The organism is Nostoc sp., from assembly GCF_036917235.1.
Classification (GTDB): domain Bacteria; phylum Cyanobacteriota; class Cyanobacteriia; order Cyanobacteriales; family Nostocaceae; genus Nostoc.
Genome location: NZ_JBALDU010000042.1, coordinates 17,294 through 35,560, shown reverse-complemented (window position 1 = coordinate 35,560; position 18,267 = coordinate 17,294). Strand labels below are relative to the sequence as shown.

Sequence of the window (18,267 nt, the reverse complement as noted above, 5' to 3'; positions counted from 1 at the left end):
CTAAGTCGAGTCAAGCCAATAAAATACATTTTCACCAACTTAATACATGCGTACTATTCATTAGCGATCGCATTGTGCCAGTTGCGTAAGTCCTGATTTAGAGAAATTGATAACTTTTCCGTATAATTTCTCAGCCTAATTGGTATTACATTAAAGTTTGAAGTGTATTTATTGCCTTAAACTATAAAAAAGCAAGCATATTCTTTGTAAAATTATAAAATTATTAACTTTAAATTTATATTTTTGATTTTTATCTAGGGCGGATAAAAAAAGAATTTCTTAATAATTTATCAAAACAGAATTCAGGAGTCAGAATTCAGGAGTCAGAATTCTGAACGAAAAAGTGGATAGCGCCGGCGGCAAGCGAGTACTCGTACTCTGTAAGAGTTGCAAGCTACGCTTTTAGCGTCTGTCTTTGCTACGCAACGCTACCGCGAACGACACGCTGCGCGAACGTAGAGAGCGTCTGAATAAATGGGTTTAATACCCCCGCCTAATTGAGGCGGTCTACAATTAAGCATGGTGTAAAACCATACCGAACTTGATTCTGACCGGAGGCGGAGCGTCTCCGGCTCCGCTCCTGAATTCTTCTTTTTTATTTTAAATTCACCACAGAGCTTGAATAATATTATGTTTCGTTAAAACAGAATTGCTGCTATAAATAGAACAATGCATTTACATAAAGTTTAATAAATTACTGTAAAAATACGGCAGCATTTACTTACTCGTAATTTTAGAACCGTGCAAATTCATCCTCACTCCAAATTTAACCAAAACCGCGATCGCCGCGAGCAGGGGTTGCAAAAATTGCTCGATCGACTTGTCAGGTCAATAGAGCAAAATGAGTTAGTCCGGCAGACAACCAATCAACTCAGAGAATCGCTTCAGGTCGATCGGGTGGTGTTGTATTATTTTTACGGGCAGTGGGAAGGACAGGTAACTTTTGAATCTTTAAGTTCTCAAGAATTCTCAATACTGGGTTCCACTGGCCCAGATGATTGTTTTAACAACAAGTATGCTGCTTTATACTTAGCAGGACGGGTAAAGGCGATCGCTGATATTGAATTAGAGCCAATCGAAGCTTGTCACCGAGACTTTCTCCGCACTATGCAGGTTCGCGCCAACTTGGTTGCACCAATTGTCATCCCTAGAGGATTATGGGGATTACTAGTAGCACACCAGTGTCAAGGGCCTCATGATTGGTCGCCATCAGATATAGAAATGATGCAAACAGGGGCACAAACCCTAGCAACAGATCGTAACATTCTGGAGAGCTAAAATAATTCGCAATTCATAGTTAAAAGGGCGGTTAGAAACCGCGTCTACACGAGGCTTTACCCACCTCCGTGGGTTTCAAACCCTCAATTTTTTATTAGTCCGCCTCTGCGGACTTTGCTTGTATAGCCGCGAATTTCATGACTGTGTTGGCGAATTGCGATCGCTATCCTCAAAAGCTTGAGATGTCGTAACTTCTCACCCCAAAAATTGCGGTTTACATGAATTCGCCCTGGTTCTCTACCAGCACTAATTTTTCTAAATAAGGAGAAAGAATTATGAAATTTGGTTACACGGTAATCTGGGTAGACGATGTAGTTAAAACAGTTGAGTTTTACGAAAAAGCCTTTGGTCTAGTTCGTCGTACTCTCCAGGATAAAGGACAATCTATCTGGGCAGAAATCGAAACCGGAAACACTACACTAGCTTTCTCTTCTAGTAGCGAAGTACAGAAGTTATTTCCTAGTGGCTTCCATCCGAACGATCCCACACAACCACCGCCATTAATCCAGATATCATTTATCACGCCCGATGTTGGCAGCGCTTACATGAGAGCGATCGGGGCTGGTGCAAAAACACTAGATGCTCCTAAATCCCAGCCTGGGGGAAAAACTATTGCTCGTGTCCGCGATCCCAATGGTGTGCTGGTGTCGCTGGTGAGTGGCTAGGTAATAAATTACCTTAAACATGATTAATTGGGCTGAAGATTGCGATCGCTAGAGTTAAAATCAACACCTAAAATACTATTTATAAAATAAATCTTCAGTAGGGTGTGTTACGGCTTTAGCCTAACGCACCGCTTTCTATAGCGGTGTATTAAGCACTTTAATTATATTTTTCGTGGCAAATCATATTGAAATATGCGCCCAACACAACTTACAGTATTTTTATTTTTACTTGCTAAATAACCTCTGATTTTCCCACGCGAGAGCCGATTACTGGCAATTAAGAATTGCTAGATTATTAAACTTACTATTATAAATAAAATTCTTTTTATTTAATTTGCCTTTAACAGGGTTGCAGCAGACAGACAAAATTATTGCGATATCTTGCTCTGTACTACAATGTATGATCATATTTAAAATATGTATAGTTTATTTACACAACGCAATCTTCCAAACGATGAAATATGGGTAGCATTGCTGCATAAATCTTTTACTTACCTCCGATAAGTTAACACAGGTTCCCATTAAGGATACCTGGTTTGATATTTCCATTCCGGAATAGCCAATAGGCTTTACCATAAACAGGACTTTAATCATGACACAACAAATAATTCGTGAAGCGCCTGCGCCTGAACCGTTAGAAGGTCAACAGACAAACGCATTCTTCTACGTCCCTGCGCCTAATGAGCCTATTCTCAATGTCAACAATATTCAAGGCAACATTCTAGGTGGGTTCAATAAAGACTACCAAGCCCTTTTGTTCCTTGAAATTGAAAATCCAAATGCCTTTAAGCACTGGCTGAAGTCACAAATTAATTTTATTGCCACCGCTTCAGAAGTTATTGCCTTTAACCGCCTATTTAAGTCCGCAAGACAACGACGAGGCCGCGAAGGTACTGTTAAGGCAACCTGGGTGAATGTAGCTTTCTCCTTTGAGGGGCTGAAGAAACTAACCAATGATGCCGACTCATTTACGGATAAATCCTTTAAAGCTGGACTAGTAGCACGCGCAGCCGATCTGAAGGACCCAGTAGACAAAGATGGTAAGCCCATTGGCTGGGTTGTGGGTGGGCCGGATAATGGCAAAGTTGATGTGGTTTTCATTATTGCCAGCGACGAACGCGCAGACTTGTTAGCAGAAATCTCGCGGATTTTAGAAAGCATTGTGGCATTTACAGATGGGAAAGGCAACGCTAAGAGCAGCGGAGCCAGAATTACCTTCTTGGAAGAGGGAGCCAACTTACCCGCACCCCTGTCTGGACATGAGCATTTCGGCAACCTGGATGGAATATCACAACCTGGTATTCGTGGCCGGGTTGCTGATAATCCTAAAGACCTTCTGACTCCTCGGCAGAATCGAGAGAATAAAAACCAGGGTAAACCAGGACAGGATCTTCTGTGGCCAGGAGAATTCGTTTTTGGCTATGAGGGTCAAAAGGATGATGCTGAAACGTTGGAACATAGCAAAGGTGAGGTTGTGTCGGCCGGACTACACTGGGCGAATGATGGCTCTTACCTTGTATTCCGGCGATTGCGTCAAGATGTGTATAAGTTCCACAAGTTCTTAAACGATATTGCTGTTGACCTAGACACCGATCCTCGAAAGGTGAGTGCAAAGCTGATTGGTCGCTGGCCCAGTGGTGCTCCCACTGTCCGCACGCCGGAGGAAGATGCCCCAAGTTTGGGTAATGATGACAATGCCAATAATGATTTTGAATTCAACGGTGACGATCCGCCAGATGGAAAATTCTTCAAAAACGACGTAGTTCCTCCTTCCAAAGATGCAACGGGTCTGCGCTGCCCGTTTATTGCCCATACCCGTAAGACTTATCCACGCAATGACAAAACACCAGGAGGTGGAGGACCAGGGCCAGAAGAGATTGACCGCAGTGAAGTGACTACTCAAACACACCGCTTGCTCCGTCGCGGTATTCCTTATGGTCCGGTGTCTCCTTCAACACCGAACAATCCGCTACAAGACGCGAACTTTGTCGATCGCGGTCTCCACTTTTTGGCTTATCAGACTTCGATTGTAGAGCAGTTTGAGTTTGTCACTAAGTTCTGGGCCAACAATCCAAACTTTAGTGAGGAGGCTGCTAAAGGCCACGAGTTTGAAGGTAAATTAACTCTTGGTCACGATCCAATTATTGGTCAAAGTGAAAATAATAAACCAAATGGCGATCGCACACGCAAGTTCTTTATCCACCTTGAGGATGACCAAAATCAACCTCAAACTAAGGAGTTGACTGCACCTGAAGACTGGGTAATTCCTACTGGTGGCGGCTACTTCTTTGCACCCTCGATTTCTGCTTTGAAAGAAGTATTGACAAATTAAGGATTTTAGGTAACTAGAGACAGAACCATTTGATGGCGATCGCATCGAACTGCAAACTTCCCCAGTTTTGTCTGTCAATAAATGCCAGCGCTTATGCCACAGTGGTCGATATCATGGGGTTTGTAGACCATTAGGGAAATAATGAATTATGAATTTTGTTTTGCATCATTCATAATTCATTTATTTTTCTCTATTCCCCAATCTCAAACCTCAAATTTTATGGATTCAAATCCAGCATTGTGTGCTGCGATCGCCAATTACATTACCACCAATCCTCAAAAACGAATTACTTTCGCCCAATTCATGGACATGGTATTATACCACCCTGAATACGGCTACTATTCCAGCGATGCACTCAAAATTGGCTTTAAAGGTGGTGATTTTTTCACCTCTCCCAACCTCTGCTCTGACTTTGGTGAGTTACTAGCGGAACAATTTTTGCAAATGTGGGAGATTTTAGGAAAACCCATACCATTTTCTTTGGTAGAAATGGGAGCAGGTCAAGGATTGCTAGCTTTGCATATCCTTAAATATCATCAGCTACACTACCCAGATTTTTTTACGGCACTAGAGTACATAATTGTTGAAAAGTCTCCAACTTTAAGACAAGAACAGCAGCAACGCTTGCAAGATTTCCCTGTGCGTTGGTGTAATTTAGAAGAGATACCACCAAATGCGATCGCTGGTTGCTTTTTCTCTAACGAGTTAGTAGATGCGTTCCCCGTGCATCAATTTATCCTTGAAACGGGAGAACTCCGAGAAATTTATGTAACCACAGATAGTAATGAGAAAGAAACCTGCTCATCATTTGTGGAAGTCACAGGGGAACCTTCAACGCTCCAACTAGCTGAATATTTAGACTTAGTGGAAATGAACTTTACCCAAAGTACATATCCAGATGGCTACCGTAGTGAAATTAATTTAGCTGCTTTAGACTGGTTGAGTATAGTAGCAGACCGCTTGCAGCGCGGCTATGTGTTAACAATTGATTATGGCTACCCCGCCAGGCGTTACTACAATCCCAGGCGATCGCAAGGAACGTTACAGTGCTATTATCACCACCGCTTCCATGACAATCCTTATATTAATATTGGGCGACAAGATATAACTGCCCATGTTGACTTTACAGCTTTGGAACGCTGGGGCCAGAAGTGTAACTTAAAGAATGTTGGTTTTATCCAGCAGGGATTATTTTTGATGGCATTGGGGTTAGGCGAACGTATTGCAGCCCTTTCCGAGCAAAAGCAACCTCTCTCGCAGTTACTACAGCATCGGGACGCACTACACCAACTTCTAGATCCCACAGGACTCGGCGGCTTTGGAGTCTTAATTCAGAGCAAAGGTCTGGACAAGACAGAAATTTCTCAACCATTAAAAGGATTGATCCTGCCAGAGTAAGCGTAAAGTTGAAAAGTTAAAACTCTATTTAAGAATGCAGTATCAGTCTTATTTGGACTAGCATAACAGTGATTACAGTAAAGTTAAACACACTACCAAAGTAATAATTATGTCCACTCATGACCTGTTAATGCTAGTAACACTACTTACCCCTGGTATATTACTTTCAGTGATAATTATGTTAACTTTTGCTGCCGGTGGTTGATTGCCAGAGTTAGGAAGTAAGAAAACTGGGATTTAGGACTGTATTTTAAATTTCAAATGACTACTTCCCAACTAAATTTGAATCAAACAATGCGCTGTTCGCGATAGGCTATAACGCTCAATGAATCGCTCTAAGCGTTGGCGTAGCCTCTCTAAAAGTTGCTATGTCAAAAGCTTTAGGCAACGCTTACGGTGATGCTGTACTAAAGGAACGTAAAAAATGAAGGTGGCATTTCTGGGAACTGGACTGATGGGACTACCAATGGCTCAAAGGTTATTAGCCGCAGATATACAGCTAATTGTCTACAATCGTACCCCAGAAAAATTAGCACCACTACAAGCATCTGGGGCTGAAATTGCTACACATCCCCGCCACGCCATTCGTGCTGCTGAGTGTGTAATTCTCATGCTGACTAATGCCCCGGCCATTTATAATGTGTTGCTTTCAGATACTGCTTGGCAAACTTTGAAAGGGCGCACAATCATCCAAATGGGAACAATTACGCCCACAGAAAGCCAGGAAATTAGAGATGCAGTTGTTGGGGGTGGTGGTGAGTATTTAGAAGCGCCCGTATTAGGGGGTATCCCAGAAGCAAAAGCTGGCAAGTTGAGTGTTATGGTAGGGGCCGAGCCAGAACAATACGAACATCACTTGAAGTTACTCCAAAATTTTGGGACAGAACCTTTACTTATCGGGCCAGTGGGATCTGCAGCGGCGCTTAAATTGGCACTAAATCAACTAATAGCTTCTCTAACAACTAGCTTTGCTCTGAGTCTCGCTTTTGTCCAGCGTCAAGGTGTCGATGTTGATGTGTTTATGCAAATCTTGCGCGACAGTTCCTTCTACGCACCTATCTTTGACAAAAAGCTACAACTGATGTTAGATGGCAATTATGCCGATCCCAATTTCCCTACAAAATACTTACTCAAAGATACGGAATTATTTATCTCGGAAGCAAAATCTCAAAGTTTGGATCTCAGCAGTATTAAAGGAGTGCGGCAAATCTTGCAAACAGCCGTAAAAATGTCATTTGCTGACGATGATTACTCATCATTATTTTCAGTCATTAAGGAATGGGGAGAGGCGATCGGCGAATAAAGACTTTAAGCTCATCTCACACCTCAAGTCTGTGGATTGTGGGGAAAAGGGTAAGGGTTAAAGGGTAAAGGTATAAAATTTTCCCTTACCCTTTAACCTTTCCCTAACATCTTGCAAAAGCTACTGTTGCAAGATGTCTAAGCAAGCTACGCCCACCGTCTTCCTTTCAAAGAAGCAAGTGTTGTTAGTTTCGTCAACTTATTCGCGTAGCATCTCTGACAGCAGTTTATTCTCACGTCAAGTGGCGTTTGACGAGCAAAGCCCAACAAATACCTTGGTCATATTGGGCTTCGCTAACACTCAAGACAGTAAGTGCAATTTTTCTTAACCTAAGCGCATCGCCTGATATGCTCCTCAAAAAAGATAAATTAAAACTTTTTAAAATTAAAATATAGTCAAATTCCGAATATACTTTTGGGATTAAGACTTTTGTCTTAGTATTTGCACGTAGATAAATATTTAAAAGGTATAAAATGAGGCTTTTCACAATTGGTGATAGTGTTTCTCAAGGCTTTATGTCTTTGGCAGCAGCGCGGACAGACCTTTGTTTTTCAACTTTGATTGCTAGGTCAATGGGGCAAGCAGTTGGTAGTCAATATCTCTATCCTGAATGGTTAATGGGCGGACTACCAGCCAATATTGAGAAGATTCTACGACGTTTGGAAAAAAAATATGGCTCAGATATCAACGCCCTACATTGGCTGACCATATTGCCAACTCTTGAGAGTGTACTTGATGAAACTGAAGATTTCTTTGAACGGGGAGCAGGTAGTGCTGAACACCCTTATCCAGGAGGAATTGAATTCTTCCACAATGTAGCAATTCAGGGCTTTGATATTGCTGATTCTTGGATGATAACACCCAATATTTGTAAGTATCAAATTAAACTTAGTAACGACAAGGGAGATGGCAAGCCTGGTTTCTTGACTCTGCCCAATGCTGCCTTTTATCGAATTGCACTTAAAGTTCTCAACCCGTCTTTAAATCCTCTTTTTAACGACTATAGCCAACTTGATTGGTTGAAGCATCATGCAACCGCTCCAGGGGGAGTTGAGAATTTAATTCTCTGGTTAGGAGCAAACAATGCGCTTGGAACTGTGATCGGTTTAGAAATTAATCAAACTCCCAACGATCCAAATCAGACTCTTAACACCCCAAGCCAAGATCCCAAATCATTCCGTGAGGTAAGAGAACAATGGAACCTGTGGCATCCCAATGATTTCGAGGCTGAATATCGAGAATTGCTCAATCGGGTTGATGGAATCATGCAAAACAACACCAACCCTAATTGGAATGTCTTCATTGGGACAGTACCGCTTGTAACTATTGCGCCATTGGCAAAAGGCGTAGGTTCAACCACTGAAATTGATGTGCCGGGAGAAGACAAACCTTCAATCTACTACAAATACTACACTTATTTCCCCTTTGAAGAGGATACGGTTAGAGAGACCGGAACCTTATACCTGACGCTACAAGATGCCCTCTATATAGATGACTGTATTCGCACATACAACAAAGTAATCAAAGAACTGGTCAAGAGTAAGAACAGTCAACATTCGCAAGCACGCTATCATATTGTCGATCTTGCCAATGCTTTACAACAAATTGCCTTCAAGCGAAATGCTGGACAAGTGCAGTATGAATTCCCAGAAGAATTCAAGTTTGCCTATCCCCAGGTCAATACAAAATACTACCACGCAGACACAACTGGACGACTACGACAAGGTGGACTATTTAGTTTAGATGGGATTCATCCATCTGCCATTGGTCAAGGGTTGATAGCTTACGAATTCCTCAAAAAGATGAAAGATGTTGGAGTTGTTAATAACACCCAACTAGATTGGAAGTCGATCTTTTCCAGCGATCAACTTTATTCGCAACCTATTACTTTGATGCATGAATTTTACGACAATAAAGAATTTGCTGAAACCATCATCAAGCTATTTGGCAGAAATCCCCTTGCCAGAAACCCAGTCAAGAATTGAAGATTTGGTTAAGCTAAGGAGTTTAATCCTAGATTGTCTCTGGTCATAGCGTCGTAATTATTTCAGTAAGAAAACTTAACGTCTTCAAGGATGTTTGAAAAGTATTTTTGTAACATCTAAATCTCGAAAACCTAACCCTTCCTCGCCCCCATTCTCTTGTAGGGAATGGAGTTTGAAACTCTCTCGACCTTTTGGGGAGAGGCTGGGAGATAGATTTTGAGTATATGTACTTTACAAATTTTCAAACAACCTCTTACTGAGGATAAAGATTAGTAATACTGCTCACTATCGGCGATATTAAGATGCTTAGTGAGTAGCTAGACTGTGGTCTATTGACTCGAAAATTGCTCTAATAGACAATCACTGACCATTAATAGTAGTTGATTGAGGAAATGGTAGAGATTCAGGCACGGGCGAAGGCTGAGGTTCGGGTTGAGGATTGAGAAAATCCTGCCAAGTCTTAATTTGTTCTTGCGCTGCACTGTAAGCAGCACTACCGCGTGGAACCGATTTGGCAATGTCAATGCCTCTAGCAATATCAGACTGACCTTGAGTGCGTGCTATTTCTAACAATTGCTGACTCCATTGGTCAATAGCCTGATTTGCATCCATACGTAAGATGCTATTGTTTGAAACTCGATCCGCCAGTCGTATTGCCTCAACTAAGGCTTCTGGAGTGCCAGCCGCACCCACTTCCTGGGCTTTTTTCCAGTTTTCTCTAGTGCGGATTTGCCCTTCCCAGTCATTGATCGCAGTTTGTGCTTCTTGTGAAAGCGCCCTTCCCGATGAAGCAATTTGTTGAGCTGTGCTAATGGCGGCGGTGAGATTGCCACTCTGGGCCAGTTCTTGTGCTTGATCTAAGTAAGGTTGATCTTGAATTCGCTCAATCTTTCCTACCCAAGTACGAATTTTTTTCCGTGCTTCTGGATATAATGCGCGACCTCTACGAATTTCGCTGGCTTGAGCGATCGCAGCTTGTAAGGAGTTAATATCCTCGAATATTGCTATCTGTTCGGCACGGTCTAAGTAAGGTTGATCTTCAATTGTCTCCACTTGGGCATTCCAGCGGCCTATCTCTTGCCTTGCTTCTGCGCCTCTAGGGTTGCTAGCAGGAATAAGCTGTACTTGGGCGATCGCTGCTGTTAAATTCGGGACTGTTCCCTGACTAGCTAATATTCTCGCTTTTTCCAGATGGGCAACATCTTCAATTTCCAACTGCCAACGAGCAATTAGTTGCTGTGCTTCGTTATACACTGGTCTAGAAGGATCGATTTGTTGTGCTTGAGCGATCGCTGCCTCTAAACCAGAAACATTACCAATCCAAGCACTCCTTTTGGCGTCAGCTATGGCAATAAAGTCATCGGTTTCGCCTTGTAGTTTCGTACTTTCCGGTATTTGCCTAGCAATATTCAGCGCTTCATCCGCATCCTGCTTGTCTAGTTTCGCCTGTGCCAATTCCAGCATTTTGCGTCCAAATGCCGGAACCGCTTCCTGAGCTTTTTGGTAAAGGTAACTTTCCTGCCCAATGGACTCGGCTAACTTGATCGCTTCTAGGATATTATCGACTACTTTGCTGTTTGCTAAACTTTCGGCTTTTCCTAACTTATCGCCATCTTCCCGTGCTGTGGCAATTAGACGATTCAATTGGTCGTATTTAGTACCCGCCCAATATTGATTGTCTACGCGCAGCATTTTAGCGGATAACATGAAAGCCGATTGCCAGCGCCGTTCCTTTACTTCGGCGATCGCACCGTTGTATGTGGCTTCAGCCTTCGACCAAATGGACTGCCATTTGTCAACTTGTTCATCGACTATTTTATAAGCTGCTACATCTTCGGGTATCTTACGAGCAGTCGCGATCGCTTCCTCTAAATTTCCGGTTTGGAAACTTTGATCGGCTAGCTTCAAAATATCCCGCGACCATTCTTCGATGAAACGATCGATTTCTCCATGCAACGGGTGATTTTGTGGTAGTTGCTTCACCAGAGCGATCGCTTGCAATAGGTCGTTCACTGTTTGCTTAGAAGCCGCTAACTGAGCGCAATGTAGCCGTACAGAAGCACTAGCTAGCGGCCAGAAAATCGATGGGCAATTAGGGGCAGCTGGCAACTTTAGCAGCATTGCCATTGCCAAGAATCCTACACTGCCGGGAATCAACATTAGTAGTACTAGCCACAATGTCCAGCTTTTCATCCAGCGTGGCCATTTCCCAGAAGTACTACTGAGTTGGGCAGTTTCTTCTGAATTACTATTTATAGGTAATCCTTTCGTATGGTTTTTTTTTCGCCGCTTCACTGACTTGGAGGTAGAACCAGTAGCTGGGACATCAAATGGCTGAGTTTCACCGAATTGTTCTGTTCGGGATAATCTTTTGCTTTGATCTGGCTCTCTTCCACTGGCTGAAGACCAACTGTCTGGAATATCCCGCTCTGTCATCTCTCACACCAAAATAATTGAATAGCGCTCTGTTTTAGGTTGATAATTCCATTGTTGACATAGTAACTTTCTCATCATTAAAAAGCTACTTTTTTGATTATCTCTCTTCACAGAGTACCATTATCAATCTCAAAAATCAGTGCTATTTTATACTGTATCCTCAAACAGCAGATTCGGCTTGCAAATCGGAAATTAGTTGAGCTAACTGATCGCTACTTGCCTGGTAAACGTTGCCGCAAAAGTCGCAAGTTGCTTCAGCACCATCATCCTTAATAATCATATCTTGCAGTTCAGCTTCTCCCAAAATCTTCAGTGCCCCCAAAACGCGATCGAAAGAGCAACCACAGTGGAAGCGCAACATTTGGCGTTCGGAAAAGATTTCCAACCCCATATCTCCCAATAAATCACCAAAGATTTCAGGTAAGGTCTTCCCAGCTTGTAATAACGGCGTAAATCCTTCTAGACCAGCAACCCGTGATTCTAACGTTTCTACTAAGGCTTCGTCTCTGGCGGCTTTGGGTAATATTTGTATCAGTAATCCACCCGCGGCAGTTACTCCGGTTGCTCCCACGAACACACCTAAAACTAAAGCCGAAGGTGTTTGTTCGGAATTCACGAGATAATGAGCGACATCATCACCAATTTCGCCAGAAACTAGTTCTACCGTACTAGAGTAAGGATAACCATAACCGATATCCCGCACAACGTAGAGGTAGCCGCCACCCACAGCACCACCAACATCTAATTTCCCCTTGGCGTTGGGAGGCAATTCTACAGATGGATTCCCGACATATCCACGTACCGTACCATCTAAGCCTGCATCTACTAATATGCCACCCAAAGGACCATCGCCCTTCACGCGAACATTTACCCTCGCTCCAGTTCGCTTCATACTAGAAGCCATTAACAAACCCGCTGTCATAGTCCGACCCAGTGCTGCCGTTGCCACATAAGAAAGCTTATGGCGCTGCCGTGCTTCTTCTGTTAAACGTGTGGCGATCGCACCTACGGCACGAATTCCACCTTCGGCTGCTGTTGCACGAATTAACTGATCCGCCATGAATAACCTTACATTTCTTAACAAGTTCACTTTTTCTATTCTAAGTTCTCTGCTGCGAGAAAAGTCACTTAGTCATAATCAGTGATTGTATTTGCAATATTAGAAATAGCGATGTCTTATCTTTAGGTAATCCGAGAAAAATGCTGGGTAATTTTCAACAAAGCCAACTGCGGATCGAAATCGAAGCATCAACAGATGCAATTCGTGACAGTCTTCTGCATCCCGTGCAACTAAAAAAATGGCTTTTAGGGCAACGTTTTGCGCCAGGTATGCCAGAAGAACTGCTTCCTGGATTCCAGTTTACAACCTGGACTGGGCCAGTCGCGATTCATCATCAAGTAAACGTTGTCAAATCCAATTGTCTCCGCTTAGTACTCAGCGGAGGCATTGATGGGTTCCACGAATGGTACTGGGGAGAAGGTTGGGTACAGTCCCGCTTGGAAGGAATTTCAATTTTGCCCTTGAATTTGGGTCAAACACTCAGCTTGTTGAGCTTGCGTCACTTTTTAGCAACTCAAGAACATTGAATCGACTGAACGTAGAAAAGGGATTTTCCTTGTCTCTATGGCTAGCCCTTTCAAGGTAACTCGAAAAATCTCTTTTTTCTCTTTGCGCCACGGACACTTTGCTTCAGTAGGGAAACCCGCTCATGCAAGTGTCCTTTTCTGTGGCTCTGCGGTTTAAAAGTAATTTATCTAACGACTCTAGACGCAGAGAACACAGAATTGCATAAGTTAAAATCCTTAAACCCTAATGCACCATGTTGACCACTTTCTAGAATCATGGGAATTAATTCTCTCTTGACCAATTTATAGCGAGTATCAGTGCCATCATCATATTTCAGGTATTCATTCAAAGGTTAGTTTTGGGCTGGTTATAGCCATTGCTTTCCCTCGCATATCTTTACCTTGGTTTTACGACCAATACTGAACAATTAGCCTCTTCTACAACTTGACTGCTAACAGAACCCTGAACAATTCGTTTCATCCCCATTAAGCCCCGACTACCAATTACGATCAAGTCAGTTTTATAAATATTGGCAAGACGAATAATCTCTTCAGCGGGATCGCCAGTTACTAACTCTAACTCACTTCTGGCTGATAACTTTTCCTGATATAATTGCAGTTGCTTTTCAATATGAAAATAAGAAAACGTTGGGGATTCTGGCTGAGGGCGATCAGCAGGTAGTTCTATTTCTGACTCTGGTGTGAGAAACACATGACAGAGAATAACTTTGGCGTCTTTTGAAAGCACCAAATTATCTAAAGCTTGAATTACTCGTTCTGAAATATCCGAACCGTCCAGAGCTACCAAAACACTATTTAGCACTGCTCTCGTCTCCTAAAGAGTAGACTCCTTACATACATAAGTATCTAGCAAAATTAGTCGGCAGTGACACTAAACTAATTTTTTATCTGAAAACTTAGTTTATAGATTTAAAGCTAAGCCATAGGTAAGTGAGCTTTGCGACACTTTAATAAGAACGGATTATAGCAACTTTTCTGGAGAAGCTTTTCATGAGTTTATGGGAGAGGAAAAGCCTCTCCTATAAACTACTGTCTATTGGCAATGCCCGACTTATGGACGCTTAAAGCGTCACTCAAGCCAGTCCCGACGAAACGAGTTTCACAACCACGCATGAAAATGTTCTAGGTACTGGTATTTTTACTCAGCACTGGCTTATCAGAAAAAATTAAGCATTCCAAATCACTCTTCTTGCTGAATTCGGCGTCGGACTGAATCAGCATGGGAAGGTAAACCTTCTGCTGTTGCTAGCACATCAATAGCACCAGCCACATTTTGCAGTGCGGTTTGGGAGTATTGAATAATACTAGAGTGTTTAAGGAAAGTTTCAACACCCAATGCTGAGGCATAGCGAGCAGCACCAGAAGTTGGCAAGGTATGATTAGGACCTGCCAAATAGTCTCCTACAGCTTCTGGTGTTGAGTAACCCAAAAAGATTGCCCCAGCATGACGAATCTGTGGTAACAGTGCCCAAGGGTCTTTGATTTCTAATTCCAGGTGTTCGGGGGCAAATTCATTAGAGAGTTCTGCTGCTGCTTGGAGCGATTCCACAACGATAATTAAGCCGTAGTGAGCGATCGCTTTTTCTGTGTCTATTCGCCGTGGATGATCTACTAACTGTCTTTCCAAGGCTAATTGCACGTTTTTCGCCAAAGCAGCATCAGTCGTCAACAAAATTGCTGCCGCCATTGGATCGTGTTCGGCTTGGGCCAGCAAGTCAGCAGCTACATGCACCGGATTTGCTGTCTCATCGGCAATCACCAGCACTTCGCTGGGGCCTGCCAAAGAATCAATCCCGACGGTTCCGTAGACAAGTTTTTTCGCTAGGGTGACATAAATGTTACCAGGGCCAGTAATCACATTCACTTTCGGAATTGTTTCTGTGCCATAGGCTAAAGCGGCGATCGCTTGTGCGCCCCCAATGCGATAAATTTCTTGCACCCCTGCTTCTTGGGCAGCTACTAAGACTGCGGGATTAATTGCACCCCCTGGTCCTGGTGGTGTCACCATCACCACGTGGGGTACAGCAGCAACACGAGCCGGAATTGCATTCATCAGCACGGTACTGGGATAGGCGGCACGGCCACCAGGCACATACAACCCGGCTCGGTCTACGGGAGTGTAGCGTTTGCCCAGCACTACTTCATCGTCGCCAAAGTGTACCCAGCTTTTCGGTACTCGCTGACGATGAAACGCTTCAATTTGGCGGCAAGCTAGCCGAACTGCACTCAACAACTCTTTTGATACCTGTTGATAGGCTGCATCCAGTTCCGAGCCTGTAACTCGGAGTTCTTCTGCTTTCAGGGTTTGTTTGTCAAATTCGTCAGTGTAATGCAATACAGCTTTGTCGCCTTGGCGCTTCACTGCTTGCAAAATTTCCCGCACCGTTGCTTCTTTGTGAAGTACCTGTTCGTCATGGGTGCGATCGCAGATCCGTTGTAGTTCTGCTCTAACGTCTGCCTGCTGAGTAATAATTCGCAGCATGGAGTAAGGACAATGCCAAAATTATAATATTGCCACCTGAGATTTAGTATTGCTCTTGACCCACTAGGGTGTGGAAGCTGACTCTAATTCTCTTCTCTAGCTTAACCTGGATTTTTTTTGATACTCTCAAGGCTACCAGCGTATAGTTTGCTTGAGAAGGCGACTTAATTGCTCAATCCGACAAGCCTTGAAAGCTAGCGGCAGCAAGCAGGTGTGCCATTTCCCGCTACCCTTACACCCTTTCCTCAATTCTTATGGGGTGTAGATGGTGTGTTTACAGGTCCAATCCCCTGAATTTACAGGGGGTAGGGTCTGAGTATAATTTTTACTTAATTTCCCTAACTTTTAGCAGTTAATGTCTGTACAGGCAGGATATATCGGTTCTATATTTGATAATCCCTGAAATTTAGCAGTTTGCAGCTCCTACCTCTAAACAATACATCTGGTTTACGGACAAATTATATTTATTGGCAATCACACTGCTTAATCAGGTTGTGATGAGTTAGGGTGACAGTTATTTAGATGTACTTTATTTTAACGCATTTCCTCTATTGACGAAATACTGAATTGGCGAGTAGAGACTATGGAGCTAATACTTGTATTCAAATATTGATCTTCATTCATGCCCAATACCTAATCGCATAATTTTTTTAGGAAATTATAACATTGGTAATTTGGATGCTATATTAGTAAGTCTAGTAGTGTGTGTAGATAATTAACAATCGTATTTTTGGAATTGACTGTGGCGAATACAAAGTCTGCTCTTAAGCGTGCCCAAATCGCAGAACGTAACCGACTGCGTAATAAATCTTACAAATCAGCAGTCAAGACGCTGATGAAGAAATACCTCAATGCTGTAGCTGCCTATACAGCTAATCCTACTCCAGAATTAAAACAAGAAGCACAGTCCCGGTTGTCCGAGGCTTACGGCAAAATTGATAAGGCGATCAAACGAGGTGTTCTTCACCCAAACAATGGGGCAAGGAAAAAATCAAGATTGGCTCACAGACTAAAACCCGTCACACAAATAGCTGAGTAGTCATTGGTAATTTGTCCTTAGTCATTGGTAACAAAACAAACGACAAATGACGAAGGACAAACAACATAGACGCGCCAGCGGCTTCCCGCAGGGTAGGGCAAAAGATGCAACTGATAGACACGCACGTACATCTCAACTTTGATAGTTTTCAGCCGGATTTAGCAATAGTGCGATCGCGGTGGCAAGAAGCAGGTGTAGTGCGTTTAGTGCATTCCTGTGTTCACCCGGAGGAGTTTTCTAGTATTCAATCCATAGCCCAAGAGTTTCCCGAAATTAGTTTTGCTGTAGGATTACATCCTTTAGATGCTGATAAATGGAATAGCGAGACAGCCGAGAAAATCAAAACTTTAGCGAGTTCTGACTCGAATGTGGTAGCAATTGGGGAAATGGGGCTGGATTTTTACAAAGCTGATAACTATGAGCAACAGTACATGGTGTTCGAGTCTCAGTTAGCGATCGCATCTGAACTAAACTTACCAGTGATTATCCACTGCCGTGATGCTGCCGTGGCAACCAAAGAAGTGTTGCAGAAATGGCGGGAACTCAAAGGAGAAAGAGTGCGGGGTGTGATGCATTGCTGGGGAGGAACACCTGAAGAAACTCAATGGTTTCTCGATCTAGGCTTCTATATCAGCTTTAGCGGTACGGTAACGTTTAAAAATGCCAAAGCAATCCAATCCTCCGCTGCAATGGTAAGTAGCGATCGCCTCCTGATTGAAACAGACTGCCCATTTCTCGCTCCAGTTCCAAAACGGGGCGAGAGGCGCAACGAGCCTGCCTACGTAATTTATGTAGCCGAGCAAGTAGCTAAACTGCGTCAGGAAACGGTAGAGGCGATCGCCCATCAAACCACCGAAAATGCCTGTGAATTATTCGGGTTGTCAATATCAGATGTGTTCTAGTATCTTTTGTTAAGTTGTGTAAAAAAAATAAATCTATAGGGGGACAAAAATATGCTAATATTATTCCCTCAAAAACATTTTGCTTGCGTCATAATGATAAAAGAAGGAGCATAAAACTTCCGATCTTAATCTTCCATGCTGTTATGGCTTGTCCATCCTCAAAATCTCTACAAGCGGATGCTCTTCACACATGACTAACTGTGCCAACCTGAATTGAGCTAAACTTTTGCACAACGTCGGTTTACATTGTATTGAACCTATTCAAAATCGTTAAACATAAAATTGCCTTGTGAGTACAATCCAGCAAAATGAAGTGATTCTGATTCAAAACCGACAAGGTGCGGATCGTTCCCTCAGTCTTAGGATATCTAAAATATCACTGAGAGTATAAACATCGGGGTGGATTTAAAACACACTGTATGGAGCTGCGTCAGGAAATTAAGGCGCTTTTTGGAGGGGAAGTGAAGAAAGTAAATCAAATTCAGGAATATTTTAACTGGATATTCTATTTGAAATGGGCATTGGGGAGCCAGGGCGTTGGGCGGCTGTGCCGACTTTTATCCCTGCTCTTAAGCAAGCTACGCGCAGCATATGCTGTCCGAGAAGTTAATGGCTCCATTGGGCATGAGATGCAAAGGGAAAAGACTTTCAGTAACTTTTCCCATACTTTCATAGTACCCATTACCCATTACTTAGTCCCTTATTAGGGCCAATTTCTTCCTTGTGAAAATTGTTCGTTCCAGCCAAAGTTAATGGCTGCTTTTGCCCACAGATGTAAATCACAAGTGTGTAAGAAAAAGTTCCCAAACAGCCAAGGGCACTGGCTAGCAGTGGGAAGCGTCAAACAGCAGTGTCCAAGG

14 protein-coding genes are annotated in these 18,267 nt (G+C 43.0%); 10 read left to right on the top strand and 4 right to left on the bottom strand.

Annotated elements, in window-relative coordinates:
* The first annotated feature begins 741 nt into the window (after positions 1-741).
* The 6 genes from V7K44_RS15240 to V7K44_RS15215 all read left to right on the top strand — a co-directional run bounded on the left by V7K44_RS15240 (position 742) and on the right by V7K44_RS15215 (position 8,961).
* Positions 742-1,278 (top strand): GAF domain-containing protein, encoded by a 537-nt coding sequence (locus V7K44_RS15240; protein ID WP_334932760.1) that lies wholly within the window; start codon positions 742-744, stop codon positions 1,276-1,278.
* 275 nt (positions 1,279-1,553) lie between these two features.
* On the top strand, positions 1,554-1,943 hold the full coding sequence (locus tag V7K44_RS15235) for a VOC family protein (RefSeq protein WP_334932758.1): 390 nt from the start codon (positions 1,554-1,556) through the stop codon (positions 1,941-1,943).
* A gap of 592 nt (positions 1,944-2,535) precedes the next feature.
* Positions 2,536-4,275: a Dyp-type peroxidase gene (locus V7K44_RS15230; RefSeq protein ID WP_334932756.1), complete on the top strand. Its 1,740-nt coding sequence runs from the start codon at positions 2,536-2,538 to the stop codon at positions 4,273-4,275.
* A 219-nt stretch (positions 4,276-4,494) separates the two neighbouring features.
* Positions 4,495-5,673, top strand: a complete 1,179-nt coding sequence (locus V7K44_RS15225; protein ID WP_334932754.1) for a class I SAM-dependent methyltransferase — start codon at positions 4,495-4,497, stop codon at positions 5,671-5,673.
* Between the two features lie 424 nt (positions 5,674-6,097).
* Complete coding sequence (locus V7K44_RS15220) at positions 6,098-6,976, top strand: NAD(P)-dependent oxidoreductase (RefSeq protein WP_334932752.1); 879 nt, start codon at positions 6,098-6,100, stop codon at positions 6,974-6,976.
* A gap of 473 nt (positions 6,977-7,449) precedes the next feature.
* Positions 7,450-8,961, top strand: a complete 1,512-nt coding sequence (locus tag V7K44_RS15215) for a hypothetical protein (protein WP_334932750.1) — start codon at positions 7,450-7,452, stop codon at positions 8,959-8,961.
* 360 nt (positions 8,962-9,321) lie between these two features.
* Here V7K44_RS15215 and V7K44_RS15210 read toward each other — a convergent pair whose 3' ends face one another.
* Positions 9,322-11,397, bottom strand: a complete 2,076-nt coding sequence (locus tag V7K44_RS15210) for a chromosome segregation ATPase (RefSeq protein WP_334932748.1) — start codon at positions 11,395-11,397, stop codon at positions 9,322-9,324.
* A 160-nt stretch (positions 11,398-11,557) separates the two neighbouring features.
* A complete protein-coding gene (gene hslO, locus V7K44_RS15205; RefSeq protein ID WP_334932746.1) occupies positions 11,558-12,457 on the bottom strand; it encodes an Hsp33 family molecular chaperone HslO in 900 nt (299 codons plus the stop codon).
* 140 nt (positions 12,458-12,597) lie between these two features.
* Between hslO and V7K44_RS15200 the strand changes: the two genes are divergently transcribed.
* Positions 12,598-12,984: a hypothetical protein gene (locus V7K44_RS15200; RefSeq protein WP_334932744.1), complete on the top strand. Its 387-nt coding sequence runs from the start codon at positions 12,598-12,600 to the stop codon at positions 12,982-12,984.
* Between the two features lie 376 nt (positions 12,985-13,360).
* On the opposite strand, the gene V7K44_RS15195 is transcribed toward V7K44_RS15200, so the two are convergent.
* A complete protein-coding gene (locus tag V7K44_RS15195; protein WP_334932742.1) occupies positions 13,361-13,786 on the bottom strand; it encodes a universal stress protein in 426 nt (141 codons plus the stop codon).
* Positions 13,787-14,164: 378 nt separating this feature from the next.
* Positions 14,165-15,466, bottom strand: a complete 1,302-nt coding sequence (gene hisD, locus V7K44_RS15190) for a histidinol dehydrogenase (RefSeq protein ID WP_334932741.1) — start codon at positions 15,464-15,466, stop codon at positions 14,165-14,167.
* Between the two features lie 742 nt (positions 15,467-16,208).
* On the opposite strand from hisD, the gene rpsT reads away from it, so the two are divergent.
* The 3 genes from rpsT to V7K44_RS15175 all read left to right on the top strand — a co-directional run bounded on the left by rpsT (position 16,209) and on the right by V7K44_RS15175 (position 18,114).
* Entirely contained in the window at positions 16,209-16,505 is a 297-nt protein-coding gene (rpsT, locus tag V7K44_RS15185; RefSeq protein WP_334932739.1) for a 30S ribosomal protein S20, read from the top strand.
* 104 nt (positions 16,506-16,609) lie between these two features.
* On the top strand, positions 16,610-17,407 hold the full coding sequence (locus tag V7K44_RS15180; RefSeq protein WP_334932737.1) for a TatD family hydrolase: 798 nt from the start codon (positions 16,610-16,612) through the stop codon (positions 17,405-17,407).
* A 419-nt stretch (positions 17,408-17,826) separates the two neighbouring features.
* On the top strand, positions 17,827-18,114 hold the full coding sequence (locus V7K44_RS15175) for a hypothetical protein (protein ID WP_334932735.1): 288 nt from the start codon (positions 17,827-17,829) through the stop codon (positions 18,112-18,114).
* The last annotated feature ends 153 nt before the right edge of the window (positions 18,115-18,267 follow it).